This is a genomic window from Streptomyces sp. NPDC052721 (genome assembly GCF_040678315.1).
GTDB lineage: Bacteria > Actinomycetota > Actinomycetes > Streptomycetales > Streptomycetaceae > Streptomyces.
Genome location: NZ_JBFATL010000001.1, coordinates 400,442 through 427,256, shown reverse-complemented (window position 1 = coordinate 427,256; position 26,815 = coordinate 400,442). Strand labels below are relative to the sequence as shown.

At 71.3% G+C, this 26,815-nt stretch carries 26 protein-coding genes and 1 pseudogene; 11 read left to right on the top strand and 16 right to left on the bottom strand.

Annotation, left to right across the window (positions count from 1 at the left end):
* Positions 1 to 534: 534 nt before the first annotated feature.
* The gene (locus tag AB0L21_RS02015; protein WP_365781637.1) at positions 535 to 1,185 is read right to left on the bottom strand and encodes a DNA-3-methyladenine glycosylase; all 651 of its coding nucleotides are present in this window, start codon (positions 1,183 to 1,185) and stop codon (positions 535 to 537) included.
* 100 nt (positions 1,186 to 1,285) lie between these two features.
* Here AB0L21_RS02015 and AB0L21_RS02010 point away from each other — a divergent pair, with 100 nt between their 5' ends.
* The 3 genes from AB0L21_RS02010 to AB0L21_RS02000 all read left to right on the top strand — a co-directional run bounded on the left by AB0L21_RS02010 (position 1,286) and on the right by AB0L21_RS02000 (position 3,328).
* Positions 1,286 to 2,068 carry a sporulation protein gene (locus AB0L21_RS02010; protein WP_365781634.1) on the top strand — a complete coding sequence of 261 codons (783 nt, stop codon included), beginning with the start codon at positions 1,286 to 1,288 and terminating at the stop codon, positions 2,066 to 2,068.
* 45 nt (positions 2,069 to 2,113) lie between these two features.
* Positions 2,114 to 2,653, top strand: a complete 540-nt coding sequence (locus AB0L21_RS02005) for a YbhB/YbcL family Raf kinase inhibitor-like protein (RefSeq protein ID WP_365698946.1) — start codon at positions 2,114 to 2,116, stop codon at positions 2,651 to 2,653.
* A gap of 168 nt (positions 2,654 to 2,821) precedes the next feature.
* A complete protein-coding gene (locus AB0L21_RS02000) occupies positions 2,822 to 3,328 on the top strand; it encodes an HNH endonuclease (RefSeq protein ID WP_365698945.1) in 507 nt (168 codons plus the stop codon).
* A gap of 108 nt (positions 3,329 to 3,436) precedes the next feature.
* On the opposite strand, the gene AB0L21_RS01995 is transcribed toward AB0L21_RS02000, so the two are convergent.
* The 3 genes from AB0L21_RS01995 to AB0L21_RS01985 all read right to left on the bottom strand — a co-directional run bounded on the left by AB0L21_RS01995 (position 3,437) and on the right by AB0L21_RS01985 (position 5,818).
* Positions 3,437 to 4,405 (bottom strand): SPFH domain-containing protein, encoded by a 969-nt coding sequence (locus AB0L21_RS01995; RefSeq protein ID WP_365698944.1) that lies wholly within the window; start codon positions 4,403 to 4,405, stop codon positions 3,437 to 3,439.
* Between the two features lie 123 nt (positions 4,406 to 4,528).
* Entirely contained in the window at positions 4,529 to 4,960 is a 432-nt protein-coding gene (locus AB0L21_RS01990; RefSeq protein ID WP_365698943.1) for an NfeD family protein, read from the bottom strand.
* Positions 4,961 to 5,020: 60 nt separating this feature from the next.
* On the bottom strand, positions 5,021 to 5,818 hold the full coding sequence (locus AB0L21_RS01985) for an ABC transporter ATP-binding protein (RefSeq protein ID WP_356345395.1): 798 nt from the start codon (positions 5,816 to 5,818) through the stop codon (positions 5,021 to 5,023).
* Positions 5,819 to 5,968: 150 nt separating this feature from the next.
* Between AB0L21_RS01985 and AB0L21_RS01980 the strand changes: the two genes are divergently transcribed.
* Positions 5,969 to 6,757, top strand: a complete 789-nt coding sequence (locus AB0L21_RS01980; protein ID WP_365698941.1) for a hypothetical protein — start codon at positions 5,969 to 5,971, stop codon at positions 6,755 to 6,757.
* 477 nt (positions 6,758 to 7,234) lie between these two features.
* Here AB0L21_RS01980 and AB0L21_RS01975 read toward each other — a convergent pair whose 3' ends face one another.
* The 4 genes from AB0L21_RS01975 to AB0L21_RS01960 all read right to left on the bottom strand — a co-directional run bounded on the left by AB0L21_RS01975 (position 7,235) and on the right by AB0L21_RS01960 (position 9,821).
* Positions 7,235 to 7,468, bottom strand: coding sequence for a chaplin (locus AB0L21_RS01975; protein WP_365781666.1), 234 nt, complete (start codon positions 7,466 to 7,468; stop codon positions 7,235 to 7,237).
* Between the two features lie 158 nt (positions 7,469 to 7,626).
* Positions 7,627 to 7,872, bottom strand: a complete 246-nt coding sequence (locus AB0L21_RS01970; RefSeq protein WP_365698967.1) for a chaplin — start codon at positions 7,870 to 7,872, stop codon at positions 7,627 to 7,629.
* 169 nt (positions 7,873 to 8,041) lie between these two features.
* Positions 8,042 to 8,683 carry a response regulator transcription factor gene (locus AB0L21_RS01965; RefSeq protein ID WP_365781633.1) on the bottom strand — a complete coding sequence of 214 codons (642 nt, stop codon included), beginning with the start codon at positions 8,681 to 8,683 and terminating at the stop codon, positions 8,042 to 8,044.
* Entirely contained in the window at positions 8,676 to 9,821 is a 1,146-nt protein-coding gene (locus tag AB0L21_RS01960) for a GAF domain-containing sensor histidine kinase (RefSeq protein ID WP_365781631.1), read from the bottom strand. Before AB0L21_RS01960 ends, AB0L21_RS01965 begins: the two co-directional genes overlap by 8 nt.
* 284 nt (positions 9,822 to 10,105) lie before the next feature.
* Between AB0L21_RS01960 and AB0L21_RS01955 the strand changes: the two genes are divergently transcribed.
* From AB0L21_RS01955 to AB0L21_RS01945, 3 genes and pseudogenes are all read left to right on the top strand, one after another.
* Positions 10,106 to 10,798 carry an SDR family oxidoreductase gene (locus AB0L21_RS01955; RefSeq protein WP_365781629.1) on the top strand — a complete coding sequence of 231 codons (693 nt, stop codon included), beginning with the start codon at positions 10,106 to 10,108 and terminating at the stop codon, positions 10,796 to 10,798.
* Positions 10,795 to 11,875, top strand: a pseudogene (locus AB0L21_RS01950) (S-adenosylmethionine:tRNA ribosyltransferase-isomerase). Before AB0L21_RS01955 ends, AB0L21_RS01950 begins: the two are co-directional and overlap by 4 nt.
* A 305-nt stretch (positions 11,876 to 12,180) precedes the next feature.
* Positions 12,181 to 12,951: a transglycosylase SLT domain-containing protein gene (locus AB0L21_RS01945; protein ID WP_365781627.1), complete on the top strand. Its 771-nt coding sequence runs from the start codon at positions 12,181 to 12,183 to the stop codon at positions 12,949 to 12,951.
* 103 nt (positions 12,952 to 13,054) lie between these two features.
* Here AB0L21_RS01945 and AB0L21_RS01940 read toward each other — a convergent pair whose 3' ends face one another.
* Positions 13,055 to 15,676, bottom strand: a complete 2,622-nt coding sequence (locus tag AB0L21_RS01940) for an FHA domain-containing protein (protein ID WP_365781625.1) — start codon at positions 15,674 to 15,676, stop codon at positions 13,055 to 13,057.
* A 1,345-nt stretch (positions 15,677 to 17,021) separates the two neighbouring features.
* Between AB0L21_RS01940 and serB the strand changes: the two genes are divergently transcribed.
* Positions 17,022 to 18,251: a phosphoserine phosphatase SerB gene (gene serB, locus AB0L21_RS01935; RefSeq protein ID WP_365698935.1), complete on the top strand. Its 1,230-nt coding sequence runs from the start codon at positions 17,022 to 17,024 to the stop codon at positions 18,249 to 18,251.
* Between the two features lie 93 nt (positions 18,252 to 18,344).
* Here serB and AB0L21_RS01930 read toward each other — a convergent pair whose 3' ends face one another.
* The 4 genes from AB0L21_RS01930 to AB0L21_RS01915 form a co-directional block, all read right to left on the bottom strand.
* Complete coding sequence (locus tag AB0L21_RS01930) at positions 18,345 to 18,863, bottom strand: histidine phosphatase family protein (RefSeq protein WP_365698934.1); 519 nt, start codon at positions 18,861 to 18,863, stop codon at positions 18,345 to 18,347.
* A 78-nt stretch (positions 18,864 to 18,941) separates the two neighbouring features.
* Positions 18,942 to 19,148 carry a hypothetical protein gene (locus AB0L21_RS01925; RefSeq protein WP_365698933.1) on the bottom strand — a complete coding sequence of 69 codons (207 nt, stop codon included), beginning with the start codon at positions 19,146 to 19,148 and terminating at the stop codon, positions 18,942 to 18,944.
* 223 nt (positions 19,149 to 19,371) lie between these two features.
* Positions 19,372 to 19,491 (bottom strand): SGM_5486 family transporter-associated protein, encoded by a 120-nt coding sequence (locus AB0L21_RS01920; RefSeq protein ID WP_365698931.1) that lies wholly within the window; start codon positions 19,489 to 19,491, stop codon positions 19,372 to 19,374.
* A gap of 54 nt (positions 19,492 to 19,545) precedes the next feature.
* A complete protein-coding gene (locus tag AB0L21_RS01915; protein WP_365781623.1) occupies positions 19,546 to 20,868 on the bottom strand; it encodes an MFS transporter in 1,323 nt (440 codons plus the stop codon).
* 82 nt (positions 20,869 to 20,950) lie between these two features.
* On the opposite strand from AB0L21_RS01915, the gene AB0L21_RS01910 reads away from it, so the two are divergent.
* The gene (locus tag AB0L21_RS01910) at positions 20,951 to 21,643 is read left to right on the top strand and encodes a FadR/GntR family transcriptional regulator (RefSeq protein WP_365698929.1); all 693 of its coding nucleotides are present in this window, start codon (positions 20,951 to 20,953) and stop codon (positions 21,641 to 21,643) included.
* On the opposite strand, the gene AB0L21_RS01905 is transcribed toward AB0L21_RS01910, so the two are convergent.
* The 3 genes from AB0L21_RS01905 to fabG all read right to left on the bottom strand — a co-directional run bounded on the left by AB0L21_RS01905 (position 21,621) and on the right by fabG (position 23,634).
* On the bottom strand, positions 21,621 to 21,971 hold the full coding sequence (locus tag AB0L21_RS01905; protein WP_365698928.1) for a hypothetical protein: 351 nt from the start codon (positions 21,969 to 21,971) through the stop codon (positions 21,621 to 21,623). The two genes, AB0L21_RS01910 and AB0L21_RS01905, sit on opposite strands and share 23 nt — an antisense overlap.
* Before the next feature lie 185 nt (positions 21,972 to 22,156).
* Entirely contained in the window at positions 22,157 to 22,924 is a 768-nt protein-coding gene (gene fabI / locus AB0L21_RS01900) for an enoyl-ACP reductase FabI (protein ID WP_365698927.1), read from the bottom strand.
* 5 nt (positions 22,925 to 22,929) lie between these two features.
* Positions 22,930 to 23,634 carry a 3-oxoacyl-[acyl-carrier-protein] reductase gene (gene fabG, locus AB0L21_RS01895; RefSeq protein ID WP_365698926.1) on the bottom strand — a complete coding sequence of 235 codons (705 nt, stop codon included), beginning with the start codon at positions 23,632 to 23,634 and terminating at the stop codon, positions 22,930 to 22,932.
* A 240-nt stretch (positions 23,635 to 23,874) separates the two neighbouring features.
* Between fabG and AB0L21_RS01890 the strand changes: the two genes are divergently transcribed.
* Positions 23,875 to 25,398 (top strand): TldD/PmbA family protein, encoded by a 1,524-nt coding sequence (locus AB0L21_RS01890; protein WP_365781621.1) that lies wholly within the window; start codon positions 23,875 to 23,877, stop codon positions 25,396 to 25,398.
* The gene (locus AB0L21_RS01885) at positions 25,395 to 26,789 is read left to right on the top strand and encodes a TldD/PmbA family protein (RefSeq protein WP_365781619.1); all 1,395 of its coding nucleotides are present in this window, start codon (positions 25,395 to 25,397) and stop codon (positions 26,787 to 26,789) included. Before AB0L21_RS01890 ends, AB0L21_RS01885 begins: the two co-directional genes overlap by 4 nt.
* The last annotated feature ends 26 nt before the right edge of the window (positions 26,790 to 26,815 follow it).

Genomic DNA, 26,815 nt, shown 5'->3' with positions numbered 1-26,815 from the left:
TCCGTGAATGTTTACCGGTAATCCGGTGACACATCACGAGAGCGGAACAGCCGGGCGGAATGAGCCCAGCCGTTCACAGCGTCCTCGCTGTGTTTCTTCAAAGGAACCTCGTCCCGGTCGTGATGACCGGAGACGGGGTATCAACATATCTGGCGTTGACTTTTGGCACGCTGTTGAGTTCTCAAGGAACGGTCGCTTCCTTCGTACTCACCCTCTCGGGCTTTCCTCCGGGCGCTTCCCTTCGGTCTTGCGTTTCCGACTCTATCAGACCGTTTCGCGATCCGATTCCCAGTCGGCGGGGTGTCTCGGGGTTTTCGGCTTTCGCCGTTCGCCCTTTCGACATTCACTACGTTAGCCGATTCCCTCGGGAACTCATAATCGAGTCTCGCGAGTTCGAATTCGGGCGCACGGATGCGCCAGAAACGACCCCGCTGAGGGGTTGAAGCTAGATAGTGGGTTGGCCGCTCCGGCTGCAGGCGATCGCCGTACCCGGTTCAGCGGCTCGGGCCACATTACGCACCTCGACGGCCCGCGTCAACTTCGGCGGCGCCTCGGCACATGGGCCCGATACGGGCTCACCGTCGGGTCGTTGGCGACCCAGAAGCGCCACGGGTGGAGATCGCCGTCGCCTCCCTCGCCGGCGACGCCGGTGCGGGGACCGTTGCGTACCTGGTCGGAGGGGACCGGTGTCCCGGCGAGCATCCTCAGGGGGGTCTCGCCGGAGGCGCACGCGTCCGTGCCGTCCAGGGCCCGGTCGACCTCCAGAGCGGTGGCCAGCCGGGCCGGTCCCTTGGCCAGTTCCTTGTCGTTCCGGGCCGAGACGCGTCGCTTGCGGGCAAGCTCGGCGCCCTCCACCACTTCGCCCGCGCGGAGCAGGACCCCGCTGGCCCGGCCCTCGGGTCCGCAGACCAGGTTCATGCAGTGCCACATGCCGTAGGTGAAGTAGACGTACACGTGTCCGGGCGGGCCGAACATCACCGCGTTGCGGGCGGTGGGGCCACGGTAGGCGTGCGAGCCGGGGTCGTTCGGGCCGTCGTACGCCTCCACCTCGGTGAGACGGAGGGCGATCGGGCCGTCGGGTGTCGTCCGTACCAGAACGCGGCCGAGGAGGTCGGGGGCGACCTCCAGCACCGGGCGGTCGAAGAAGGCTCGGGGCAGTGGCGTACGGTCCGGGGGCGCGATCATGCCCTCCGAGGGTAGTCCAGACGGGGCACCGGGCCGGCGGAACCGGGCGCGGGCGGATCGCGTTTGTACGGGTCGAGGGTCCATACGTAAAGGGAGAGTCATGGCGTTCAAGAAGCTGCTCGCGAGCCTGGGGGCCGGCGGGGCGTCGGTCGAGACGGTGCTGACCGAGGTCAATGTCGTACCGGGTGGTGTCGTCCAGGGTGAGGTGCGGATCCAGGGCGGGTCCGTGAACCAGGCCATCGAGGGGCTGTCCGTCGGCCTGCAGGCCAAGGTCGAGGTGGAGAGCGGCGACCAGGAGTACAAGCAGGACATCGAGTTCACCAAGGTGCGGCTCGGCGGGGCTTTCGAGCTGCAGGCGGGGGCCGTGCACGCGGTGCCGTTCGGGCTGGAGATCCCCTGGGAGACGCCGATCACCATGATCGACGGACAGGCGCTGCGGGGGATGAACATCGGTGTGACCACCGAGCTGGCGATCGCGCGGGCCGTGGACTCCGGCGACCTGGACCCGATCAACGTGCACCCGCTGCCGGCGCAGAAGGCGATCCTGGACGCCTTCATCCAGCTGGGCTTCCGCTTCAAGAACGCGGACATGGAGCGCGGCCACATCCGGGGCACGCGGCAGAAGCTGCCGTTCTACCAGGAGATCGAGTTCTACCCGCCGTCGCAGTACCGGGGTCTGAACCAGGTCGAGCTGAGCTTCGTCGCCGACGAGCACGCGATGGACGTCGTGCTGGAGATGGACAAGAAGCCCGGTCTGTTCAGTGAGGGCTCGGACACCTTCCGGTCCTTCCAGGTGGGTCTGAACGACTGGCAGGGGACCGACTGGGCGGCTTACCTCAACCAGTGGCTGTCCGAGGTCGGCAGCAAGCGCAACTGGTTCTAGGCTCGGGAACTGCTGGTTCCAGATCATCGATCAGGAGGTACCGAGGTGACCGAGCTCAAGCGTCGGCCGCTCCCCCACGACTTCCATCCGCCCGTGCCGTCGTTCACGGTGACGAGCGAGGACATCGAGGAGGGTGCGACGCTGGGGAGCGCCCAGGTCCATGCGGAGGGCAACACCTCGCCGCAGCTGCGCTGGGAGGGCTTCCCGCCCGAGACCAAGAGCTTCGCCGTGACCTGCTACGACCCCGACGCGCCGACCGGCAGCGGGTTCTGGCACTGGGTCCTGTTCGACATCCCGGCCTCCGTGACGGAGCTGCCGGCGGGTGCGGGCAGCGGCAAGTTCGAGGGGCTGCCCGCGGGCGCCGTGCACGCGCGCAACGACTACGGGACGAAGGACTTCGGTGGTGCCGCTCCGCCGCCCGGGGACGGCCCGCACCGGTACGTCTTCACGGTGTACGCCGTGGACCGGGAGAAGCTGGGTCCGGACGCGGACGCCTCTCCGGCCGTCGTCGGCTTCAACCTGCGGTTCCACACGATCGCGCGCGCCCAGCTCATCGGTGAGTACGAGAACCCCGCGCGGGGCTGACGCCGGCGCAAGGATTCAGCCAACGGTTCATGGAACGTTTGCCCGCCTCCGGTCTTGGAAGTGATCGGAGGCGGGCATTTTTTATTGCGTTGTCCATCTCGGCGCGCCCGTCCAGAGTTGATCCGAGCCCGCCGGGGGGTGGGCAGGTGCACACGGGAGGTGGGCTGGATGCGGGACACGCTGGTGCTGAACGCGAGCTTCGAGCCGCTGTCGACGGTGACGTTGAACCGTGCGGTCGTTCTGGTGCTCCAGGACAAGGCCGTCGTCGAGCAGGCCCATCCCGAACTGCGTATGCGGGGGGCCGATGTCGACATACCGGCGCCTCGGGTGATCCGGTTGTGCAGGTACGTACGGGTGCCGTTCCGAAGACAAGCTCCGTGGTCACGGCGGGGGGTGCTGGTCAGGGACCGGCACCGGTGCGCGTACTGCGGGCGGCGGGCGACGACCGTGGACCATGTGGTGCCGCGGTCTCAGGGTGGGCAGGACACGTGGCTGAATACGGTCGCCGCGTGCGCCGAGGACAACCACCGGAAGGCGAACCGGACTCCGGAGGAGGCCGGGATGGCGCTGCTCCGGGAGCCGTTCGAGCCGACCCCGGCGGACGCGATGCTCCTGGCCTTGGGCGCCGAGGACTTCGGGGCTCTTCCTGAGTGGCTCGCCCGAAACGCCGCCTAGGCACCTGCCGGCGGCTGTTCGTCGGCGGCTGCCGGTTGTTCGTGGCTGATCGCGCAGTCCCCCGCGCCCCTTTCGGGGCGCGGCGGAGACCTGCGTCGAGAAGCTCTCTCAGTCGATGCTCGGCTTCTCTCGGCGTTCCTGGCCACCGGTGTTGCCGTTGCCCGACGAGCCATTGTTGCCGTTGTTGCCCGAACCTCCGCCCAGCGGGCCGAAGTTGCCCATCGCCCCGGAGAGGCCCTTGAGGGCGTCCCCGATTTCGCTGGGGACGATCCAGAGCTTGTTGGCGTCGCCCTCGGCGATCTTGGGGAGCATCTGGAGGTACTGGTAGGACAGCAGCTTCTGGTCGGGGTCGCCGGCGTGGATGGCCTCGAAGACCGTACGGACGGCCTGGGCCTCGCCCTCGGCGCGCAGGGCCGCTGCCTTGGCCTCACCTTCGGCGCGCAGGATCTGGGACTGCTTCTCGCCCTCGGCGGTGAGGATGGCGGCCTGGCGCGTACCTTCCGCGGTGAGGATGGCGGCGCGCTTGTCACGGTCGGCGCGCATCTGCTTCTCCATCGAGTCCTGGATGGAGGTCGGGGGCTCGATGGCCTTCAGTTCCACGCGGTTGACGCGGATGCCCCACTTGCCGGTGGCCTCGTCCAGGACGCCGCGCAGGGCCGCGTTGATCTCCTCGCGGGAGGTCAGGGTCCGTTCCAGGTCCATACCACCGATGATGTTGCGCAGGGTGGTGACGGTGAGCTGCTCGATCGCCTGGATGTAGCTGGCGACCTCGTAGGTGGCGGCCCGGGCGTCGGTGACCTGGTAGTAGATGACCGTGTCGATGTTCACGACCAGGTTGTCCTGGGTGATCACCGGCTGCGGCGGGAACGGTACGACCTGTTCACGCAGGTCGATGCGGTTGCGGATGGTGTCGATGAACGGGACCACGATGTTGAGGCCCGCGTTCAGCGTCCGCGTGTAGCGGCCGAAGCGCTCGACGATGGCCGCGCTGGCCTGTGGGATGACTTGGATGGTCTTGATCAGGGCGATGAAGACCAACACCACCAGGATGATCAAGACGATGATGACCGGTTCCATCGTCGTTCCCCGTACCCTTCTCCGCCTCGGCGCCTTCGGCAGATCTCATGACTGTTGAAGATCTTGCTGGTCGAGTCTGTCAGACCGTCGCGCAACTCGTGAGTCGTTCTCGGCGAGTTGCCCTCAGATGACGATCGCGGTGGCCCCTTCGATGTCCACGACGTCCACCTCCTGGCCCACTTCGTAGGCGCGGCCGGTGTCGAGGGCGCGGGCCGACCAGACTTCCCCGGCGAGTTTGATACGGCCGCCGGACGCGTCGACCCGCTCCAGGACGACGGCCTGCCTGCCCTTCAACGCCTCCACGCCGGTGGCGAGTTGGGGACTCTGCCGGCCGTGCCGGGCGGCTATGGGCCGGACGACGGCGATGAGGGCGACGGAGACGACGACGAACGTCAGGACCTGGAAGACCGCGTCGAAGCCGAGGGCGGAGACGACCGCCGCCGCCACGGCTCCCACCGCGAGCATGCCGAACTCCGGCATCGCGGTGACCACGAGCGGGATTCCGAGTGCCGCCGCGCCGACGAGCCACCACACCCATGCGTCGATGTCGTTCACATGGTCATGGTAGGGCCGCGGTCGGGCGGCGGACAGGGCGCGCGGGGGAGAGCAGAGGGGTCAGGACAGGGGCAGACCCTGGGCGGTCCAGCGGTCGCCGACCTGCTCCACGACGAGCGGGAGGCCGAAGCAGAGGGAGAGGTTGCGGGAGGTGAGTTCGAGCTCGATGGGGCCGGCGGCGAGCACCTTGCCCTGGCGGATCATGAGGACGTGGGTGAAGCCGGGGGCGATCTCCTCGACGTGGTGCGTGACCATGATCATCGAGGGGGCGATGGGGTCGCGGGCGAGCCGGCCGAGTCGGCGGACCAGGTCCTCGCGACCGCCGAGGTCGAGCCCGGCGGCGGGTTCGTCCAGCAGGAGCAGCTCGGGGTCGGTCATCAGGGCGCGGGCGATCAGGGTCCGCTTGCGCTCGCCCTCGGAGAGGGTGCCGAACTTCCGGTCCAGGTAGTCGCTCATGCCGAGGCGGTCGAGGAAGGCGCGGGCGCGCTGCTCGTCGACCTCGTCGTACTCCTCCTGCCAGTGGGCGGTCATGCCGTAGGCGGCCGTCAGGACGGTCTCCAGCACGGTCTGGCGCTTGGGGAGCTTGTCGGCCATGGCCATGCCGGCCATGCCGATGCGGGGGCGCAGCTCGAAGACATCGGTGCCGGGCTTGCCGAGGGTCTCGCCGAGGATGGTGGCGGTGCCCTTGCTGGGGTAGAGGTAGCTGGAGGCGACGTTCAGGAGGGTGGTCTTGCCGGCGCCGTTGGGACCGAGGATGACCCAGCGCTCGCCCTCCTTCACCGACCAGGAGACCTGGTCCACCAGAGCCCGGCCCTCACGGACCACGGATACGTCCTGAAGCTCCAGAACATCGCTCATGAGCGCGTTGTCTCCCCTTGCAGTGTGGCCGGTCTCGGCTGTCGCGTACGCCTGTGGCTCGGTCCGCCGCGCCGGTGGGCGCAGCCCTTATGAAATCTACGCCACGAGTGCCCCGCTCCATTCCATCGGTCCGGTCCTTAGGGTGGAGGCATGCTCTCGGAACCGCGTTCAGGACGCCTTGCCGCTTGGGGAAATGCCCTTTTGGCCGGACTTGCCTCGCCGGATGACGCCGTCCTCGCCGTCGTGGGCGAGGACGCCGTGCACCGGGTGGAGGGGCTGCCCTCCGAGTCCGCGCCGGTCGGGCTGACGCTCGCGCTGGGGCGGCTGCGCACGCTGGGGGTGACCGGGCTGCGGGTGGCGCTGCCCGCGCCGGGGCATCCGCTGGGGCTGAGCGGCCCGCCGGAGTTCAACGCGCGGGCGCTGGAGGCCGAGGAGGCCGTGATCTGTCACGGTGCCGCGTTCGGGCTGGTGCCTCAGGTGTACGAGGCCGGGCCCGAGGGCGATGTACATGCCGAGGTGGTGTGGCACGTGCTGCCGGTGCGGGAGGCGCCGCCCGCCGATGTGCCGTCGCTGGGCGAGGCCGAGCGGGAGCTGGCGGAGGCGCTGCGGGAGGCGACCGAGGTGCTGTCGAAGCTGGACGTCGCCGGGTCGGGGCCGGTGGCGGAGGCGGCGATCGACGCGTACCGGGCGCGGGCCGAACGGGGGCGCGAGGTGCTGGCGCCGGGGTACCCGCCGCGTGCGGTGCGGGTGTTGGAGCTGGCGCAGCGGGTGGGGCTGCTCGTGTCGCTGGCGTACGGCAACGGTCACGGGGGCGCGGTGAGCGCATCGGAGATGGCGGCGCGGGGAGCGGCGCTGCGGCCGGTGGAGCGGACGGCCCGGCGGGCACAGGTCGCTGCGTACAACTCGTTCGTGGAGGAGCGGGAGCGCGGGATGCGGTGAGCCGCTGGCCCGGCCGCCGCGGATGCCCGGGGGTCGGGACCTGCGCGGATGCGCGAATTCCTATGACCCAGGGCCTGCACGGATGCCCGGGAGCCCGACGCCTGCGCGGATGCCTGGGACCCGGGGACGGCCCGAACGCCTGGAAGCCGAGGCCTGGGCGGATGCCTGGAGCCCGACGCCTGCGCGCATGTCTGGGACCCCGGGACGACCCGAACGCCCCGGAGCCAACGCCTGCGCCCATGCCGGGAGCCCGACGCCTCCGCGGATGCCAGGGACCCCGGGACGACCCGAACGCCCGGAGCCGACACCTGCGCCCATGCCCAGGAGCCCAACGCCTGCGCGCATTCCTACGGCTCCAGGCCTGCGCGCATGCCTGGAGCCCGGGGACGGCCCAAACGCCCCGGAGCCGACACCTGCGCCCAAGCCTGGAGCCCGGGGACGGCTCGAACGTCTGGGTGCCGGTCCCCGGGCTCGTCGTCACCGGCTGACGTTCGTGTTGCCGAGCGCCGGGTTCGCGGCCCCGGCCGGGTCGGCGGTCAGCCCGTCCAGCTGGACCGGGACGTCGACCGGGACATGGACCGTGAGGCCGGACGCGACGCCTGGGGGCCGCACGGCGACGTCCTGGGCGTCCGCGTCGGCGACGGCGGCACCGGCGGATGCGCCGGCGGCGAGGCCGGCGGCGGTCAGTGCGAGCGCGGCCTTCGTGGCGATGTTCGCGGGACGGGTTCCGACTGCGTGTGGTGCTCCGACCCGGCCGTGGGTCGTGTGCCGATCAGCCCCGGTCCCGGTGCTCGTTCGGCCAGTCGGACGACAACCTGACAGGCCCCCCGGTGCGCCCGGGAGGCCTGAGGTCGTCGTCGGCGGGAGCCTCAGCGGTTGAGGCCGAGGTTACCGAAGGTCGGGTTCAGCACGCCGATGACGTTCACGCTGTTGCCGACCGCGTTCACCGGGACGTGCGCCGGGACCTGGGCGACGTTGCCCGAGCCGACGCCCGGGGAGCAGACGGCCTCGCCGGCCGCGTGGGCGCCGCCGTGGGCCGAGGCCAGACCGGCACCGGCCGCCACCAGCCCCCCGGCCATGATCGTCACGGCCGCTGCCTTCTTCAGGTTCTTCACTGTCAACCCCTCCTGGTCGTTCACCGCGGCGATCCCCGCGGCACGCACTGGAGAACGGCGGGGATCGCCGGAGGGTGCGCCATCCGAGTGACATTCCCACGACGGTATGAATCTCGGTCCGGACCGTAACCCTCCGTGTTGCCACGGGTCAGGCCTTGGTCAAGGCCTCTCAGCCGGTCACGCCGTGGCGTACGGCCCACAGCGCGGCCTGGGTGCGGTCGGCGAGGTCGAGTTTCATCAGGATGTTGGAGACGTGCGTCTTGACGGTCTTCTCCGACAGGACCAGGGCGCGGGCTATCTCGCGGTTGGAGCGGCCGTCCGCGATCAGGCCGAGCACCTCGCGCTCCCGCTCGGTGAGCGAACCGCCTCTGCCCTGGCCGCTGCCGGCCTCCTCCTGGGAGAGCAGGGCGCCGGCGACCTCGGGCTGGAGCAGGATGTGCCCGGCGTGCACGGAGCGGATGGCGCCGGCGAGGGCGTCGGGGTCCACGTCCTTGTAGACGTACCCGGCGGCGCCCGCGCGCAGGGCCGGGACCACCGTGCGCTGCTCGGTGAAGCTGGTGACGATGAGCACGCGCGCGGGGTTGTCGAGTTCGCGCAGTCTGCGCAGGGCGTCGATGCCGTCCATGCCCGGCATCTTCACGTCCATGAGGACGACGTCGGGCCGCAGTTCCTCGGCGCGGGCGACTCCCTCGGCGCCGTCGGCGGCCTCGCCGACGACCTCGATGTCGTCCTGGACCTCCAGGAAGGTGCGCAGGCCCCGGCGGACGACCTGATGGTCGTCCACCAGCAGGACCTTGATCGATTCACCCACCGGGGACCTCCATCTCGATCGTGGTGCCCTTGCCGGGCGCGGATTCCACGGTCAGCGTGCCGCCGACACCGCTCGCCCGGTCCCGCATCGAGACCAGGCCGAGGTGGCGTCCGGCGCGGCGGACCGCGGTGGGGTCGAAGCCGCTGCCGTCGTCGGTGACGCGCAGGACGGCTCCGTTGCCGCGCCGGTCCACGCTCACCTCGACCCGGTCGGCGCCGGAGTGGCGCAGGGCGTTGTGCAGGGCCTCCTGGGCGACCCGGAGCAGGGCCTCCTCCTGGGCGGCGGGCAGGGCGCGGAATCCGTTGCTGGTGAAGGTCACGCGCGCGGTGTGGGCGCGGTCCAGGACCTGTGTCTGGGTGCGCAGGGTGGCGATCAGGCCGTCCTCGTCCAGCGCGGCGGGCCGCAACTCCACGACGGCGGCGCGCAGTTCGTCGACTGCCTCGGCGGCGAGGGAGGCCACCTGGTGCAGTTCGCCCTTGGCGCGGGCGGGGTCGCGGTCGACGAGGGCGGCTGCCGCCTGTGCGGTCAGGCGCAGGGAGAACAGCTTCTGACTGACCGCGTCGTGCAGCTCGTGGGCGAGGCGGGAGCGTTCCTCGGCGATGGTCAGTTCGCGGCTGCGCTCGTAGAGGCGGGCGTTGGTGAGGGCGATGGCCGCGTGCTGGGCGAGGATGGAGAGCAGTTCCTCGTCGTCCTTGGTGAAGCCGCAACTTCCTTCGGGTTTGTGGCAGTTCTTGTTCGCGAGGAACAGGGCGCCGATGACCTCGTCGCCGTCGCGGATGGGCAGGCCCAGGAAGTCGGCCAGGTCGGGGTGGGCGGACGGCCAGCCCTCGAAGCGGGGGTCCTGGCGCACGTCGGCGAGGCGTTCGGCCTTCGCCTCGTGCAGCATCGCGGCGAGGATGCCGTGCTGGCGCGGGAGCGGGCCAATGGCACGCCACTGCGCGTCGCTGACGCCGTCCACGACGAACTGGGCGAAGCCGCCGTGGTCGTCGGGGACGCCGAGTGCGGCGTACTGCGCGTCGAGCAGCTCGCGGGCGGAGGCGACGATCGTCTTGAGGACGTCGCGCATCTCCAGGTGCCTGCTCATGGCCAGCAGCGCGGAACTCACCGCGGCGAGGCCGGACCGGGGGCCTTGACTCATGTTCCTCACGGTACCGGCGGGGTCTGACAGCGCGGATCGGACCGGTGACGGCGGGACCCGGTCCGCTGGGCGTAGGGCCGGTGGCGTAGGCCGCCGGTACCGGGGGGCGGGGTGTACGTCGCCGGTCCTGGGACGCGGGGCGTAGGCCGCCGGTACCGGGGCGCCGGGCGTACGCCGAAGGGCCCCGGCGCTTTGCGGCCCGCGTCCCAGGCGGCCCGGGGAGTGCCGTTCCTAGGTTGAGGTCACCGCCGAGGCAGGCGGTGAGCGACGAGGGGACGGTAGTCATGCCGGTAGCGATCATCACGGGGTCCTCCAAGGGCCTGGGGCGGGCACTCGCCGAGGCGCTGGGCGCGCGCGGCTGGGATCTGGTGCTCGACGCCCGGGGCGCCGACGCCCTGAGGGAGACCGCGGAGGCGGTCGCGCGGCACGGTACGCGGGTGGTGGCACTGCCCGGGGACGTCACGGACGGCGGTCACCGGGCGGAGCTGGTGGCCGCCGCGTGGCGGCTGGGCGGGGCCGATCTGGTGGTGAGCAACGCGAGCGCGCTGGGCGCCGAGCCGCTGGTGCGGCTGGCGGAGCTGCCGCTGGACGGGCTGCGGCGGGCGCTGGAGGTGAACGTGGTGGCGGCGCTGGGGCTGGTGCGGGAGGCGCTGCCGCTGCTGCAGGCGTCGCCGGCGGGCACGGTGATCGCGGTCACCTCGGACGCGGCGGCGGAGGCGTACGAGACCTGGGGCGGCTATGGCGCCTCGAAGGCGGCTCTGGACCAGCTCGCCGCGGTGCTCGGCGTGGAGGAGCCGGGGCTCCGGGTGTGGGCGGTGGATCCCGGGGACATGGCGACGGACCTTTATACGGCGGCCGTACCGGACGACGACGCGCCGCGTCCGGCGCCCGCCGATGTCGTACCGGCGTTCCTGCGGCTGGACGAGCGGCCGGCGAGCGGGCGGTACGCGGCGCCGTCTCTGCTTAAGGCGCGGTGACCGTGCCCCCGGGGGTCTCCCCGTTCGGGCCTCGGGAGTGGGGGAAGGTCCCCGAGGAGCTGTCCGCGCGCGTGCCCGCCGAGCAGCGGGGGCCGGGGCTGGGGCGGGACGCCGTACGGCTGCTGGTCTCGCGCGGTACGGAGGTGGCACACCACGCGTTCCGCGAGCTGCCGGGGCTGCTGCGGGCCGGGGATCTGCTGGTGGTGAACACCTCCCCGACGCCGGCCGCCGCGGTGGACGGGTGGACCGGGCACGCGCGCGTGGTGGTGCATTTCTCCACGCGCGGGGACGACGGGCGGTGGGCGGTCGAGCTGCGGGATGCGGACGGGCGCGGTACTACGCGCGCGCGTGCGGGCTCGCCCGCGGGGACGGAGGTGTCGCTGCCGGGCGGGGGCCGGCTGCTGCTGGAGGAGCCGCTGAGCGCGCGGGGCGAGCGGCTGTGGTGGGCGCGGGTCGCGGGGGCGGACGTACGGGAGGTGCTGGGGCGGCACGGGCGGCCCATCCGTTACTCCTACACGGAGCGGGACCAGCCGCTGTCCGCGTACCGGACGGTGTTCGCGCTGCCGACGCCGGACGGGTCGGGCAGTGCCGAGATGCCGAGTGCGGCCCGGCCCTTCACCGCGCGGCTGGTGGCGGAGCTGGTGAGCCGGGGGGTGTGGTTCGCGCCGGTGACACTGCACACAGGGGTCTCGTCGACGGAGGCGCACGAGCCGCCGTATCCGGAGCGGTTCGCGGTACCGGAGGCGTCGGCGTGGCTGATCAACCAGTCCGGGCGCATCGAGAAGGGCTCGACGCGCTTCCCCGGAAGGGTGGCGGCGGCAGCCGGGCGGGCGGCCGGGTGATCGCGGTGGGGACGACGGCCGTGCGGGCCGTGGAGTCGGCCGCGGGGCCGGACGGCGTGGTGCGGGCGGCCGAGGGGTGGACGGATGTGGTGGTGACTCCCGAGCGCGGAATACGGACGGTGGACGGGTTGCTGACCGGGTTGCACGAGCCGGAGGCCTTCGGCACGAGGTCGGCGACGTCCACCTCGTCCTTCCGGAGGAGGGCCCTCACCCAGAGCATTGCGATGGCAACTAGCCGTCAGATGGCATGGCGCTCCATGTGAGCCCGCGCATAGGGCCTACATCACGTACGAAAGGGCTTAGGAGATAAACGCCCCCACATGAACGGGACAGACGGTCCTGTCTGTCCCGTTTTGCCCTTCCCTGATCCACTATCGGGCGTAGTACGTCACACCTTTGCCTGGGCATTTTGCGCCCGCTAAGAATTGCTTCCGTCGCTCAGCGCCGCGGGTTTCCGCCCCGCGGCGTTCGTGCGGGAGGAGCCGATTCCCCCGGCGGACGCAGGAGCGACCTCCGCGCTATCGAAGAGGTCCATCAGCCATGCCCATGAACATCCTCAACCGTGCTCATAGTCGTCAGCTGACCAAGCACCACAAGATCGCCGTCGCCGGTGTCGCCGCGCTCGGCACCGCCGCCCTCGCCTTCTCGGCCACCCCGAGCAGCGCCGAGACCGTCACCACCGGCGCCCCCGCCACGACCGCGCAGGTCACCGCCGGTGCCCCCGCCACGACCGGGCAGGTCGCCGCCACCGGCACCGTCCTGCAGAACGTCAAGGGCACGGTGACGGACCAGCTCGCCGCCAAGAACATCAAGCTCGACACCTTCGCGGCGCAGAAGAAGGCCGCCGACGCTGCCGCCGCCAAGCAGGCCGCCGCCAAGCAGGCCGCCGAAGCCGCCGCGAAGAAGGCCGCGCAGGAGCGCGCCGTCACGGCCGCCGCCGGTCGCTCCGCCCAGCGCCTGCAGATGGAGCCGGTCGCCGCGAAGACGTACGCCAACAACCTGGACGGCTGGATCCGCCAGGCCCTGGGCATCATGAAGGCCAAGGGCATCCCGGGCAGCTACAGCGGCCTGCACCGCAACATCATGCGGGAGTCCTCCGGCAACCCCATGGCCATCAACAACTGGGACATCAACGCCGTCAACGGCATCCCGTCCAAGGGTCTGCTCCAGGTGATCCCGCCCACCTTCCAGGCGTACCACGTCCCCGGCACCTCCTGGAACATCTACGACCCGGTCGCCAACATCACCGCCGCCGCCAACTACGCGGCCCACCGGTACGGCTCGATCGACAACGTCAACAGCGCGTACTGAGGCCGGGCGCGGGACCTCAACGACGTACGGCCGAAGGGCGGCACCCCCTCGTGGGGATGCCGCCCTTCGGCGTCGTACGAGCGGGTGCCGCAGGGGCGCGCGGTTACTTGCGCATGACCTCGGGCTCGTGGCGGCGCAGGAAGCGGGCCACGAAGAAGCCGCAGACCACACCGAGCGCGATCAGGGCGATCATGTCCATGCTCCACGCGCCGACGGTGTGGTTCCACAGCGGGTCGTTGTCGCCGGCGGTCTCCGGCGGACTGATCCGGTTGAAGTCCAGCGTGGCGCCGGCCGCGGCGACCGCCCAGCGGGACGGCATCAGGTACGAGAACTCGTTCACACCGACGGTGCCGTGCAGGGCGAACAGGCAGCCGGTGAAGACGACCTGGATGATCGCGAACATGACCAGCAGCGGCATGGTCTTCTCGGCTGTCTTCACCAGCGAGGAGATGATCAGGCCGAACATCATCGCGGCGAAGCCGAGCCCCATGATCGGCAGGGACAGCTCCAGCAGTGTGGCGTGCCCGAGGACGAGGCCCCGGTCCGGGATCTCACGCCTGCCGAAGCCGATGACGCCGACCAGCAGCCCCTGGAACCCGGTGATCACGCCCAGCACGAACACCTTCGACATCAGGTACGCCGAGCGGGACAGGCCGGTGGCGCGCTCCCGCTCGTAGATCACGCGTTCCTTGATCAGCTCGCGGACGGAGTTGGCGGCTCCGGCGAAGCAGGCGCCGACGGCCAGGATCAGCAGCACGGTGGTGGCGGTGCCGTTGGGCACGATCTGGCCGGTCTGCGGGTTGGAGCCGTTGGGCAGCAGACCGCGGTCCGGGTGGATCAGCAGGCTGACGGAGCCGATGACGGCCGGGAGGAGCACCATCAGGGCCAGGAAGCCGCGGTCGGAGGCGATGACCGACACGTAGCGCCGCACCAGGGTGACGAACTGGGAGAACCAGCCCTGCGGCTTGGGCGGCCTGATCGCCTGCATCGGCGGCATCTGGACCGCCTGCGGGGCGACCGAGTCGACGTCCGCGGCGTACATCTGGTAGTGCTGCGACCCCTTCCAGCGGCCCGCCCAGTCGTAGTCGCGGTAGTTCTCGAACGCGGAGAAGACGTCGGCCCAGCTGTCGTAGCCGAAGAAGTTCAGCGCCTCCCCCGGCGGGCCGAAGTAGGCGACCGCGCCGCCCGGCGCCATCACCAGCAGCTTGTCGCACAGCGCCAGCTCGGCCACCGAGTGGGTGACGACGAGCACCGTACGGCCGTCGTCGGCGAGGCCGCGCAGCAGCTGCATGACGTCGCGGTCCATGCCCGGGTCGAGGCCGGAGGTCGGTTCGTCCAGGAAGATCAGCGACGGCTTGGTCAGCAGCTCCAGGGCCACCGACACGCGCTTGCGCTGGCCGCCGGAGAGCGAGGTGACCTTCTTGTCCTTGTGGATGTCGAGCTTCAGCTCGCGCAGCACCTCGTCGATGCGGGCGTCGCGCTCCTGCGCCGTGGTGTCGGCCGGGAAGCGCAGCTTGGCCGCGTACTTCAGGGCCTTCTTGACGGTCAGCTCCTTGTGCAGGATGTCGTCCTGCGGGACCAGACCGATGCGCTGGCGCAGCTCGGCGAACTGCTTGTACAGGTTCCGGTTGTCGTACAGCACCTCGCCCTGGTTGGCGGGCCGGTAGCCGGTGAGCGCCTTGAGCAGGGTCGACTTGCCGGAACCGGACGGGCCGATCACCGCGATCAGCGACTTCTCGGGTACGCCGAAGGAGACGTCCTTGAGGATCTGCTTGCCGCCGTCGACCGTGACGGTCAGATGACGGGCCGAGAAGGAGACCTCACCGGTGTCGACGAACTCTTCGAGGCGGTCGCCGACGATCCGGAACGTGGAGTGGCCGACGCCGACGATGTCGGTCGGGCCGAGCAACTGCGAGCCGCCCTTCGGGATCGGCTGGCCGTTGACGAAGGTGCCGTTGTGCGAACCGAGGTCGCGGATCTCCAAGCGGCCGTCGGGCGTGGCGTGGAACTCGGCGTGGTTCCGGGAAACCTGGAGGTCGGAGACGACCAGGTCGTTCTCCAGGGCACGGCCGATGCGCATCACGCGGCCGAGCGCGAACTGGTGGAACGTGGTGGGGCTGCGGTCCCCGTAGACCGGTGGCGCCCCCGCGCCACCACCGGGCGTCTTCTGTGCGTACTGCTCGGCGGGGCCGGCCTGCTGCGGGAACGCGGGCGGCTGCTGCCAGCCGGGCTGGGGCGCCTGCGGCTGCGGCTGCGCGGGTGCCTGGTGCTCCGGGGGTGCCTGGTGGGGTACGGGCGCCTGGTGGGGTACGGCCTGCTGCGGGGCGGGCTGCTGGTGCGCGGGTGCCTGCTGCCATCCGGGTGCCCCGACGCCCTGGGCCGCGTACGGCGCCGCTGCCTGCGGCTGCTGGGCCGGGCCACCGGCCGGTGCCGTGGTCGCCGACAGGTTCAGCCGCGGTCCGTCGGTCGCGTTGCCGAGGTGCAGCGACGAACCGGGGCCGATCTCCATGTGCTGGATCCGCCGGCCCTGCGCGTACGTGCCGTTGGTGCTGCCGTGGTCCTCGATGACCCAACTGCGGCCGTTGAAGCTGACCGTGGCGTGCCGCCAGGAGACCCTGGCGTCGTCGAAGACGATGTCCCCCTGTGGATCACGTCCGAGGATGTATGCCCTGGACGGATCGAGCGTCCAGGTATGTCCGTTTGTTTCGAGTACGAGTTCCGGCACTCCATGCCCCACTGAGTTGTCCCCCGAGTTACCCCCGTCGCAGGGAGTCTAGGGATGTCGAACATCGTGAGGAACTATTTCAGGCTCGGCCCCTTGACCGAAACCCGGGCCTGGGCAAGGGGTTCGGGACGCGCTCCCACTCGCGTGTCGGTGGGTGAAACCCGGGCGGGGGGTGGGGACCCCTGTCTTGTCGTGTCTCCCTCTACGTCCTTGCGCGAGACCGGAGTTGTGAGGGCGTCGACCGAACTCCCCGCACGCGTGGGCGCGGTGGCCGTGGTGTCGTGGTGGTCGTGGTGGTCGCGGGTTCGGCGATGATGCTCGGTGGTCTGCGCCTTGGCCGACACCATCGACGTCGTCACCATCGACGTCGTCACCATCGATGGCGGCGCGCTCGGCCTGGTCGGGCTGCCGGGTGGGGCGGCAGGGGCGGCGGGCTGAGCGTTCCGGCGGCCTCGGGGACGCGGGCGACCGGCGGCCTGACGACGCCGTGGACTTCACCAGAACCGTCGGCCACGCTCGTCGACGGCGTCGGCTGGTGCGCCGTTGTTCTGCTGATCGACGTGCCCGTCGTCCGCCGCGCTGGCCTGCCGCCGGGCGGGACGGCCGTACACCAGCGGCCCGGCGATCGGCCTCGGCGCTCGCCACCGTCCTGCTGGTGGCCTTGGCGGCGGGGGTGGTCGTGGCAGCGGGGCTGGTCGTGGCGGCGGGGGTGGTCCTGGCGCAGGGCTGGTCGTGGCGGCGTACGCGGCGATCGGTCACTGTCCTCCGCAGCGGGTCGTCGACGCGGGGAGGCTCGGGGCGCCGAACGGGGTGTGGCTCGGCGCGCCCCTCGGCGTTGTCGTCCCTGGAGCGCTACGGCGCCCGATCACCGGCCGAGCCAAGGCAGCCTCAGGCCAGGCACCCCCAGGGCGCGGCGCACATGAGGGTCAGGTCGCCGACCCGCTGAAGCACACGCGAGGCCCAGGCGCCGCCCGGCTTCGGCACGCACGATGCCAGGGCGCCGGCCTGGTCGAAGCACGCATGAGGCCAGAGCTCAGCCCAGTCAGTGCGCCGACAGGCATGAGCCGCACCGCACCAAGCCGCCGGCCCAGCCGACCCCCACTCACAGCCACACCCACACCAAGCCACCGGTCCAGCCACCGCACCCCACACCAAGCTTCTCCGTCTGCCGTTCCGCCCGGGTCGTGGGACCCTCGTGGTGGAGCCTGGCGGTGTCGCTCGCGCGTGAGCGGCGGCGTTTTCCGGTGGCAAGATCCTCGACACCGGGTCGACACCGATTGTTCCGTGTCCGTCAGGCGGACCTCGGCGGCGGGAGGCACTGGGTGCCGGATACGGTGGTGACACCATGAGCGCTTCGCAGACCTCCGCTTCGCAGACCCCCGAGGTCCCCACCCTCCTCGTCAAGATCTTCGGCAAGGACCGGCCGGGCATCACCGCCGGCCTCTTCGACACCCTTGCCGCCTACCTCGTCGACGTGGTCGACATCGAGCAGGTCGTCACCCGGGGCCGCCTGGTGCTGTGCGTGCTGGTGACCCAGCCGCCGGCCGGCCTGGAGGGTGACCTGCGGGCCACCGTGCACAGCTGGGCCGAGTCGATGAAGATGCAGGCGGAGATCATCTCGGGGCACGGCGACAACCGTCCGCGTGGCCTCGGGCGCTCCCTGGTGACCGTTCTCGGCCACCCGCTCACCGCCGAGTCGACCGCCGCGATCGCCGCCCGGATCGCGAAGGCCGGCGGCAACATCGACCGTATCTTCCGGCTCGCCAAGTACCCGGTGACGGCGGTGGAGTTCGCGGTGTCCGGCGTGGAGACCGAACCGCTGCGCACGGCGCTGGCCTCCGACGCGGCGGCACTGGGTGTCGACATCGCGGTGGTCTCGGCGGGTCTGCACCGGCGCGCCCAGCGGCTGGTGGTCATGGATGTGGACTCGACCCTGATCCAGGACGAGGTCATCGAGCTGTTCGCCGCGCACGCTGGCTGTGAGGACCAGGTCGCCGAGGTGACGGCGGCGGCGATGCGCGGGGAGCTGGACTTCGAGCAGTCGCTGCACGCGCGTGTGGCGCTGTTGAAGGGGCTGGACGCGTCGGTGGTGGAGAAGGTGCGCGAGGAGGTCCGGCTGACGCCGGGCGCGCGTACGCTGATCCGGACCCTGAAGCGGCTCGGCTACCAGGTGGGGGTCGTCTCCGGCGGGTTCACCCAGGTGACCGATGATCTCAAGGAGCGGCTGGGGCTGGACTTCGCGCAGGCCAACACGCTGGAGATCGTCGACGGGAAGCTGACCGGCCGGGTGACCGGCGAGATCGTGGACCGTGCGGGCAAGGCGCGGCTGCTGCGCCGCTTCGCGGCGGAGGCCGGGGTGCCGCTGTCGCAGACGGTGGCGATCGGTGACGGCGCGAACGACCTGGACATGCTGAACGCGGCGGGCCTGGGCGTGGCCTTCAACGCCAAGCCGGTGGTCCGGGAGGCGGCGCACACGGCGGTGAACTTCCCCTTCCTCGACACGGTCCTCTACCTCCTCGGCATCACCCGGGAAGAGGTCGAGGCCGCCGACATGCACGACGACGAGGAGAGCTGAGCGAGGGGCTGCCCGCGCCCGGCTACCGGGAGGGCCCGGCACCGTGTGCGGTGCCGGGCCCTTCGCCGTCCGGTGTGCCGTGTCGGCGCCGGGTCACTCGGAGGGCGCCCAGTAGTCCACGAGTGTGGCCACGCCGGGCTCGACGCCCTTCCAGGGGCCGTCGAAGGACAGCAGGGCGAAGGCGGCGGCGGGGAAGCCCCGCCGGTCCATCCGCTCACGGGCGTCGTCGTCGGCCGCGCCGGCCAGGATGTCGGCCAGAGCGTGCACGCCGGGGTTGTGGCCGATCAGGATCACGTTCCGCACCTCGTCCGGGACCTCGTTGAGCACGGCGATCAGCTCGCCGGGCGAGGCCTCGTAGACCCGCTCCTCGTAGACGGTTTTCGGCCGGTGCGACAGCTCGTGCACGGCGAGCTTCCAGGTCTCGCGGGTACGGGTCGCCGTGGAGCACAGGGCCAGGTCGAAGGTGATGCCGGTGTCGGCCAGCTTGCGTCCGGCGACGGCGGCGTCCGTACGGCCGCGCTCGGCGAGCGGGCGTTCGTGGTCGGGGACCTGGGGCCAGTCGGCCTTCGCGTGCCGGAAGAGGACGATCCTGCGGGGTTCTGCGACGCTCATGGGTCCCAGCTTCGCATGAAACAGGCCAGCCGGCGCAGGGAGTTGACATGCGGATTCACCGCGTGAGGGGGCTTGTCGTCAGCGCACGAGGAGCTGCTGGGCGCGCTCCATGAGGCGCGTGATCGCCGGGTCGCCGGTCGCCGCGTGGGCGTCCGACGGGTTCCGTATCAGCGCGAGCAGCACGAGGAACGCGAGGGCGGGCAGGGCGAGTGCCCACCAGGGCAGCCGGATGTCGACGCCACCCGTGGTCGCCGGGTGGGGCCGGGAGTGGGTGCGGGCCGCCATGGTCGCCTCCGTGAGTCCTCGAGCTGGTGCGTGACCGCCCGGGGCGGTCACATCTCGAAGGTACGGAAGCCGGGGCGGCCAACCCATCCGGAGTTCCACCCAGTTGACCCTGACCCCTGCCCCCTAGGGGACGGGGGGCCAGCCCCACCATCCGTCCGGCGGACCCGGAGAACCCGGCGTACAGGGAAAACCGGGCGAACCGGTGAAGCCGGACGCGCCGCCGTCACGGAGACGCGAGGCTTGCCACGATGGCGATGATCACGAAGATGGCGAGGAACGAGCCGAAGACGAGCAGCATCTTCTTCTGGCCGTTCTGCGGGTTCGGGTCGAGCACAGGCTGCATGCGCCCAGTCTCGCACCTCGCCCCCCGCGCGGCGGCGCGGGGGGCACCGGCCGGTCAGCGTGCCGCCTCGTCCTCCACCGTCCGGTCGCGGCCCGCCAGGAAGCCCACCACCATCTGCGGCACCATGAGGCCCGCCATGAGGGCGAGCGGCAGTCCCCAGCCGCCGCTCTGCTGGTAGAGCACGCCGACCAGCAGGGGGCCCGGGATGGAGATCAGATAGCCGGTGCTCTGGGCGAACGCGGACAACTGGGCCACGCCCGGACCGCTGTGGGCCCGCATGCCGACCATCGTCAGCGCGAGCGGGAAGGCGCAGTTGGAGACGCCGAGCAGCAGGGCCCAGGCCCAGGCGCCCGCGGCCGGGGCGAGGTACAGCCCGGCGTATCCGACGAGGCCGCAGGCGCCGAGGACCAGCGCGATCGGGCCCTGGTGGGGCAGCCGGGTGGCGGCCCTCGGGATGACGAAGGCCAGCGGGACGCCCATCACCATGGTGACGGCGAGCAGTACGCCCGCGGTGCCCGCCGGCACGCCGGCGTCCCGGAAGATCTGCGGCATCCAGCCCATGGTGATGTAGGCGGCGGTGGCCTGGAGGCCGAAGAAGACGGCGAGCGCCCAGGCGGTACGGCTGCGGGTGATGCGCAGCGGAGCGTGCTGCTGCGCCGCCCCGCGCACGGGCTCCCGCCGCTGGGCGGCGGCGGCGCCCCGGTCGCGGACGAGCGGCAGCCAGGGCAGGACGGCGGCGGCGGCGAGGGCCGCCCACACGGCGAGGCCGGACTGCCAGCCGCCGCCCAGGGCGTCGGTCAGGGGGACGGTCACCGCGGCGGCGACAGAGGTGCCGAGGGCGAGGGCCATCGAGTAGAGGCCGGTCATGGAGCCGACCCGGTCGGGGAACCAGCGCTTGACGATGACCGGCATCAGGACGTTGCTGACGGCTATGCCCATGAGGGCGAGCGCGCTGGCGGCCAGGAATCCGGCGGTGTTGCCGACGTAGGGCCGTATGAGCAGGCCGGCGGTGATGGCGGCCATGCCGGCGCACACCACGGCGGCCGGTCCGAAGCGGCGGGCCAGGCGGGGCGCGGCGACGCCGAACACGGCGAAGCACAGCGGGGGCACGGAGGTGAGCACTCCGGCGACGCCGCCGCTCATGCCGAGCCCGTCGCGGACCTCCTCCAGGAGGGCGCCGAGGCTGGTGATGGCCGGGCGGAGGTTCAGCGCGGAGAGCACGATGCCGAGGACGACCAGCCGGACCGCCCACGCGCGCGTGCCGCCCGCGCCGGGCGTCGTCTCCTGTGTGCGCGTCGCGGCCGTACCGCGTTCGGTCGATGACATCGCCGTACGGGTCTCCACTGTCCGGGTTTCCTCACTAGCCATGAGGCTCATCATAGAATCATGGGATGATTGGTTGTCCAACCCCGCGGCACCCGTGGCCCGCGCGCCCCGGGCTCTCGTGCGAAGGTGTGCCATGCCCTTGAGCCACCCGCGCCGTTCGGCGCTGTCCGAACAGGTCATCGCCGAACTGCGCAACCAGATCACCTCCGGCGAGTGGCCGGTCGGGTCGCGCATCCCGACGGAGCCGGAACTGGTCGAGCAGCTCGGTGTGGCCCGCAACACGGTCCGTGAGGCCGTCCGCGCGCTCGCCCACAACGGTCTGCTGGACATCCGCCAGGGCTCGGGCACGTATGTGGTGGCCACCAGCGAGCTGGCCGGGGTGATGCACCGCCGTTTCGCCGGCGCCGACCCGCGGCACATCGCCGAGCTGCGGTCCACGCTGGAGTCCGCGGCGGCGAAGCTGGCCGCCGAGCGCCGCACCGAGAAGGACCTCAAGCAGCTGGACACGCTGCTGGCCCGGCGCGAGGAGGTCTGGGAGAGCGGTGACACGGAGGCCTTCGTGACGGCCGACGCCACCTTCCATCTGGCCGTGGTGGCCGCCTCCCACAACGACGTGATGACCGCGATGTACGCCGACCTGGGCGAGGTGCTGCGGGACTGGCTGCGCGCGGACGTCGGGGCGGGGCTGACCCCGGAGACGTACATGGACCACACACGTCTGGTGGACGCGATCCGCGCGGGGGACGCGGAAGCGGCGGCGACGGAGGCCGCCAGCTATCCGTTCCTGTGCGACCCGGGCCGGTTCACCGCACCTTCTGGTGGCTGATCCACACCGAGCGGACCTCCTTCCAGCACCGGCCGGTCAGCCGTACGGTCATCGCGGGCCCGGCGTCCACCGGGGCGCTGTCGGTGTCGATGTCCCACCAGCGGTCGCACTCGATGTGCAGCCGCACACGATCGGTGTCGACATAGGGGTTGTGGCAGTAGGTCACCACGTGGGAGCCCCGGACGGCCGTACGGCAGGAGGCGCCGAACCGGCTCGGCGCGGGCGGCTTGCCGTCGCTCACGCGCGCGTGCGGCAGCGCGTCGTACGGCAGGGACAGGACGAGGGCGAGGGCCACGGTCACCGGGGCCAGGCTGCGGGACAGGCGCACAAGGGGACCTCCTCGGCCGGGCGGCGGAGGGACGAGCGAGGGAGGGCGTAATCCAGGGTGCGCCGTCCGCGCGGCGGCGGCCCGGCCGGTGAGCCGTACGGGTGACGCCCCGCCCCCGCTGAACGGGTGACGCCCCGCTCCCCGCCGGTGGCGGGGAGCGGGGCGTCGGCGCGGTCCCGCGACGGTCAGGCGCCGATGGCGTGCAGACCGCCGTCGACGTGGATGATCTCGCCGGTGGTCTTCGGGAACCAGTCGCTCAGCAGGGCGACGATGCCGCGGCCGGCCGGCTCCGGGTCCTTCAGGTCCCACTCCAGCGGGGAGCGGCTGTCCCACACGGAGGCCAGCTCGCCGAAGCCCGGGATGGACTTGGCGGCCATGGAGCCGATCGGGCCCGCCGAGATGAGGTTGCAGCGGATGTTCTGCTTGCCCAGGTCGCGCGCCATGTAGCGGTTGGTCGCCTCCAGGGCGGCCTTGGCCGGGCCCATCCAGTCGTACTGCGGCCAGGCGTACTGGGCGTCGAAGGTGAGGCCGACGACCGAGCCGCCGTTCTGCATCAGCGGCAGGCAGGCCATGGTCAGCGACTTCAGGGAGAACGCCGAGACGTGCATGGCGGTGGCCACCGACTCGAACGGCGTGTTCAGGAAGTTGCCGCCGAGGGCGTCCTGCGGGGCGAAGCCGATGGAGTGGACGAGGCCGTCGAGGCCGCCCAGCTCCTCGCCGACGACGTCGGCCAGGCGGGCGAGGTGCTCGTCGTCGGTGACGTCCAGCTCGATGACCTTGGTGGGCTTCGGCAGCTTCTTGGCGATGCGCTCGGTCAGGGTGGGCCGCGGGAACGCGGTCAGGATGATCTCGGCGCCCTGCTCCTGGGCCAGCTTGGCAGCGTGGAAGGCGATGGAGGACTCCGTCAGCACACCCGTGATCAGGATGCGCTTGCCCTCGAGGATTCCGCTCATGGTGATCAGTGACCCATTCCCAGTCCGCCGTCAACCGGGATGACGGCTCCAGTGATGTACGAAGCGTCGTCCGAGGCGAGGAACCGCACCGTCGCGGCGATCTCCTCGGGCTGCGCGTAGCGGCCGAGCGGCACCTGAGAGACGATGTTCTGGCGCTGCTCGTCGGTGAGCGCCTTGGTCATGTCGGTGTCGACGAAGCCGGGCGCGACGACGTTGAACGTGATGTTGCGCGAGCCCAGCTCCCGGGCGAGGGAACGCGCGAAGCCGACCAGGGCGGCCTTGGAAGCGGCGTAGTTCGCCTGACCCGCCGAGCCGAGCAGGCCGACCACGGACGAGATCAGGACGACGCGGCCCTTCTTGGCGCGCAGCATGCCGCGGTTGGCGCGCTTGACGACACGGAAGGTGCCGGTGAGGTTCGTGTCGATGACCGAGGTGAAGTCCTCCTCGGACATGCGCATCAGGAGCTGGTCCTTGGTGACGCCGGCGTTGGCGATCAGGACCTCGACCGGACCGTGCTGGTCCTCGATCTCCTTGTAGGCCTGCTCCACCTGCTCGGGGTCGGTGATGTCGCACTTGAGGGCGAGGAAGCCGGCCGGCGGCTCACCCGAGCGGTACGTGATCGCGACCTTGTCGCCGGCGTCGGCGAATGCGCGGGCGATGGCGAGGCCGATGCCCCGGTTGCCTCCGGTGACGAGAACCGAGCGGCTCAACGGATCACCCTTTCGATAGCGGTTGCACACATCCGCCCGAACAGCTGGAGGACAGGCGGCTTCATCGAAAACCTATCGGTACCGCCACGCGCACGGGCAAGCGGGCACCGACAGTGGCGCGGGACTGTCGCTGTCGGATCCCTACAGAACGCGTCGTTCCGGGGACGGAAAGGTGTGGTCCGCCGGACCGGTCCCGCGACATGATCGGAGCCGACAGGCCACGACAGCAGGGAGACCTCCGTGCCTCATTCCATCGACGAAGCCTTCACGGCGCTTCCCCTACGGGCCCTCGCCGACGCCGCGCTCGCACGCGCGCGGGCGCTGGGGGCCGAGCACGCGGACTTCCGGTTCGAGCGGGTGCGCAGCGCGTCCTGGCGGCTGCGGGACGCCAAGCCCGCCGGATCGTCGGACACCACCGACCTCGGGTACGCGGTCCGGGTGGTGCACGGCGGTACGTGGGGTTTCGCCTCCGGGGTGGATCTGACCATGGACGCCGCCGCCAGGGTCGCCTCGCAGGCGGTGGCCATGGCCAAGCTGTCCGCGCAGGTGATCAAGGCCGCCGGGTCCGACGAGCGGGTGGAGCTGGCCGACGAGCCGGTGCACGCAGACAAGACGTGGATCTCGTCGTACGAGATCGATCCGTTCTCGGTGCCGGACGAGGAGAAGTCGGCGCTGCTCGCGGAGTGGAGCAACCGGCTGCTGGCCGCGAACGGCGTGGACCACGTGGACGCCTCGCTGCTCACCGTGCACGAGAACAAGTTCTACGCCGACACCGCCGGGACCGTGACCACCCAGCAGCGGGTGCGGCTGAATCCGCAGCTGACGGCCGTGTCGGTGGACGAGTCGAGCGGGGAGTTCGACTCCATGCGCACCATCGCACCGCCGGTGGGGCGCGGCTGGGAGTATCTGACCGGCACCGGCTGGGACTGGGACACCGAGCTGGAGCGGATCCCGGAGCTGCTCGCCGAGAAGATGCGGGCGCCGAGCGTGGAGCCGGGCCTGTACGACCTGGTGGTCGACCCCTCCAACCTGTGGCTGACCATCCACGAGTCCATCGGCCACGCCACCGAGCTGGACCGCGCCCTCGGCTACGAGGCCGCCTACGCCGGCACCTCCTTCGCCACCTTCGACCAGCTGGGCAAGCTGAAGTACGGCTCCGAGCTGATGAACGTCACCGGCGACCGCACCGCCGAACACGGCCTCGCGACCATCGGCTACGACGACGAGGGCGTGGCGGCGCAGTCCTGGGACCTGGTGAAGGACGGCACGCTCGTCGGCTACCAGCTGGACCGGCGGATCGCGCGGCTGACCGGGTTCGAGCGGTCCAACGGGTGTGCGTTCGCCGACTCGCCGGCGCATGTGCCGGTGCAGCGCATGGCCAACGTGTCCCTCCAGCCGGACCCGGCCGGGCTGTCCACCGAGGACCTGATCGGCGGCGTCGACCGGGGCATCTACGTCGTCGGCGACCGGTCCTGGTCGATCGACATGCAGCGCTACAACTTCCAGTTCACCGGCCAGCGCTTCTTCAGGATCGAGAACGGGCGGATCACCGGGCAGCTGAAGGACGTCGCCTACCAGGCCACGACCACGGACTTCTGGGGCTCGATGGCCGCCGTGGGCGGGCCGCAGACCTACGTCCTCGGCGGTGCGTTCAACTGCGGCAAGGCCCAGCCGGGCCAGGTGGCGGCCGTGTCCCACGGGTGCCCGTCCGCCCTCTTCAAGGGCGTCAACATTCTGAACACCACGCAGGAGGCCGGTCGATGAGCGCCCGTACCCACAAGCCGCACGAGGTCGTCGAGCAGGCGCTGGCGCTGTCCCGGGCCGACGGCTGTGTCGTCATCGCCGACGAGCACTCCACCGCCAACCTGCGCTGGGCGGGCAACGCGCTCACCACCAACGGCGTGACACGGGGCCGTACGCTCACCGTGATCGCGACCGTGGACGGCGCGCAGGGCACCGCATCCGGTGTGGTGTCCCGGTCCGCGGTCACCGCCGAGGAGCTGGAGCCGCTGGTGCGGGCGGCGGAGGCCGCCGCGCGCGGTGCCGGGCCCGCCGAGGACGCGCAGCCGCTGGTCGGCGGGGTGCCGGAGTCCCCGGACTTCACGGACGCGCCCGCCGAGACCTCCTCCGCCGTGTTCGCCGACTTCGCGCCGGCGCTCGGCGAGGCCTTCGCACGCGCGCGTGCGGGCGGCCGGGAACTGTACGGCTTCGCCAACCACGAGCTGGTCTCGACGTACCTGGGGACGTCCACCGGGCTGCGCCTCAGGCACGACCAGCCCACCGGCACGCTGGAGCTGAACGCCAAGTCCCCGGACCGTACGCGCTCGGCGTGGGCGGGCCGGTCCACGCGGGACTTCAAGGACGTCGACCCGGGCGCGCTGGACGCCGAGCTGGCCGTACGGCTCGGCTGGGCGGAGCGGCGCGTGGAGCTGCCCGCGGGCCGCTACGAGACGCTGCTGCCGCCGACCGCCGTGGCGGACCTGCTGATCTACCAGCTGTGGTCGGCGTCGGGCCGGGACGCGGCCGAGGGCCGGACGGTGTTCTCCAAGCCGGGTGGGGGCACGCGGGTCGGTGAGAAGCTGAGCGAGCTGCCGCTGACCCTGCGCAGCGACCCGAACGAGCCGGGCCTGGAGTGCCCGCCCTTCGTGGTCGCGCACTCCTCCGGCGGCGACCAGTCGGTGTTCGACAACGGGCTGCCGACCCACGCCACCGAGTGGATCTCCGAGGGCGTGCTGAAGCACCTGACCACGACCCGGCACAGCGCGGGCCTGACCGGGCTGCCGGTCGCCCCGGTGCTCGGCAACCTGGTCCTGGACGGCGGTGACGACCGTTCCCTGGAGGAGATGGTCGCGGACACCGAGCGCGGGCTGCTGCTGACCTGCCTGTGGTACATCCGCGAGGTCGACCCGGCGACGCTGCTGCTGACGGGCCTGACCCGGGACGGGGTCTACCTGGTGGAGAACGGCGAGGTGACCGGGCAGGTGAACAACTTCCGGTTCAACGAGTCGCCGGTGAACCTGCTGGGCCGGGCCACGGAGGCCGGGCGGACGGAGAAGACGCTGCCGCGCGAGTGGAGCGACTGGTTCACACGGGCCGCGATGCCCGCGCTGCGGATCCCCGATTTCAACATGAGCTCTGTCAGTCAGGGCGTATAACCTCGTAGGCGTTCGTGGTCGGGTGT

Bases quoted from the DNA above. Each gene is read 5' to 3' on its own strand.
- AB0L21_RS02015 (WP_365781637.1), bottom strand. From the start codon at position 1,185: ATGATCGCGCCCCCGGACCGTACGCCACTGCCCCGAGCCTTCTTCGAC.
- AB0L21_RS02010 (WP_365781634.1), top strand. From the start codon at position 1,286: ATGGCGTTCAAGAAGCTGCTCGCGAGCCTGGGGGCCGGCGGGGCGTCG.
- AB0L21_RS02000 (WP_365698945.1), top strand. From the start codon at position 2,822: ATGCGGGACACGCTGGTGCTGAACGCGAGCTTCGAGCCGCTGTCGACG.
- AB0L21_RS01995 (WP_365698944.1), bottom strand. From the start codon at position 4,405: ATGGAACCGGTCATCATCGTCTTGATCATCCTGGTGGTGTTGGTCTTC.
- AB0L21_RS01985 (WP_356345395.1), bottom strand. From the start codon at position 5,818: ATGAGCGATGTTCTGGAGCTTCAGGACGTATCCGTGGTCCGTGAGGGC.
- AB0L21_RS01980 (WP_365698941.1), top strand. From the start codon at position 5,969: ATGCTCTCGGAACCGCGTTCAGGACGCCTTGCCGCTTGGGGAAATGCC.
- AB0L21_RS01960 (WP_365781631.1), bottom strand. From the start codon at position 9,821: ATGAGTCAAGGCCCCCGGTCCGGCCTCGCCGCGGTGAGTTCCGCGCTG.
- AB0L21_RS01955 (WP_365781629.1), top strand. From the start codon at position 10,106: ATGCCGGTAGCGATCATCACGGGGTCCTCCAAGGGCCTGGGGCGGGCA.
- AB0L21_RS01945 (WP_365781627.1), top strand. From the start codon at position 12,181: ATGCCCATGAACATCCTCAACCGTGCTCATAGTCGTCAGCTGACCAAG.
- serB (WP_365698935.1), top strand. From the start codon at position 17,022: ATGAGCGCTTCGCAGACCTCCGCTTCGCAGACCCCCGAGGTCCCCACC.
- AB0L21_RS01930 (WP_365698934.1), bottom strand. From the start codon at position 18,863: ATGAGCGTCGCAGAACCCCGCAGGATCGTCCTCTTCCGGCACGCGAAG.
- AB0L21_RS01925 (WP_365698933.1), bottom strand. From the start codon at position 19,148: ATGGCGGCCCGCACCCACTCCCGGCCCCACCCGGCGACCACGGGTGGC.
- AB0L21_RS01920 (WP_365698931.1), bottom strand. From the start codon at position 19,491: ATGCAGCCTGTGCTCGACCCGAACCCGCAGAACGGCCAGAAGAAGATG.
- AB0L21_RS01915 (WP_365781623.1), bottom strand. From the start codon at position 20,868: ATGAGCCTCATGGCTAGTGAGGAAACCCGGACAGTGGAGACCCGTACG.
- AB0L21_RS01910 (WP_365698929.1), top strand. From the start codon at position 20,951: ATGCCCTTGAGCCACCCGCGCCGTTCGGCGCTGTCCGAACAGGTCATC.
- fabI (WP_365698927.1), bottom strand. From the start codon at position 22,924: ATGAGCGGAATCCTCGAGGGCAAGCGCATCCTGATCACGGGTGTGCTG.
- AB0L21_RS01885 (WP_365781619.1), top strand. From the start codon at position 25,395: ATGAGCGCCCGTACCCACAAGCCGCACGAGGTCGTCGAGCAGGCGCTG.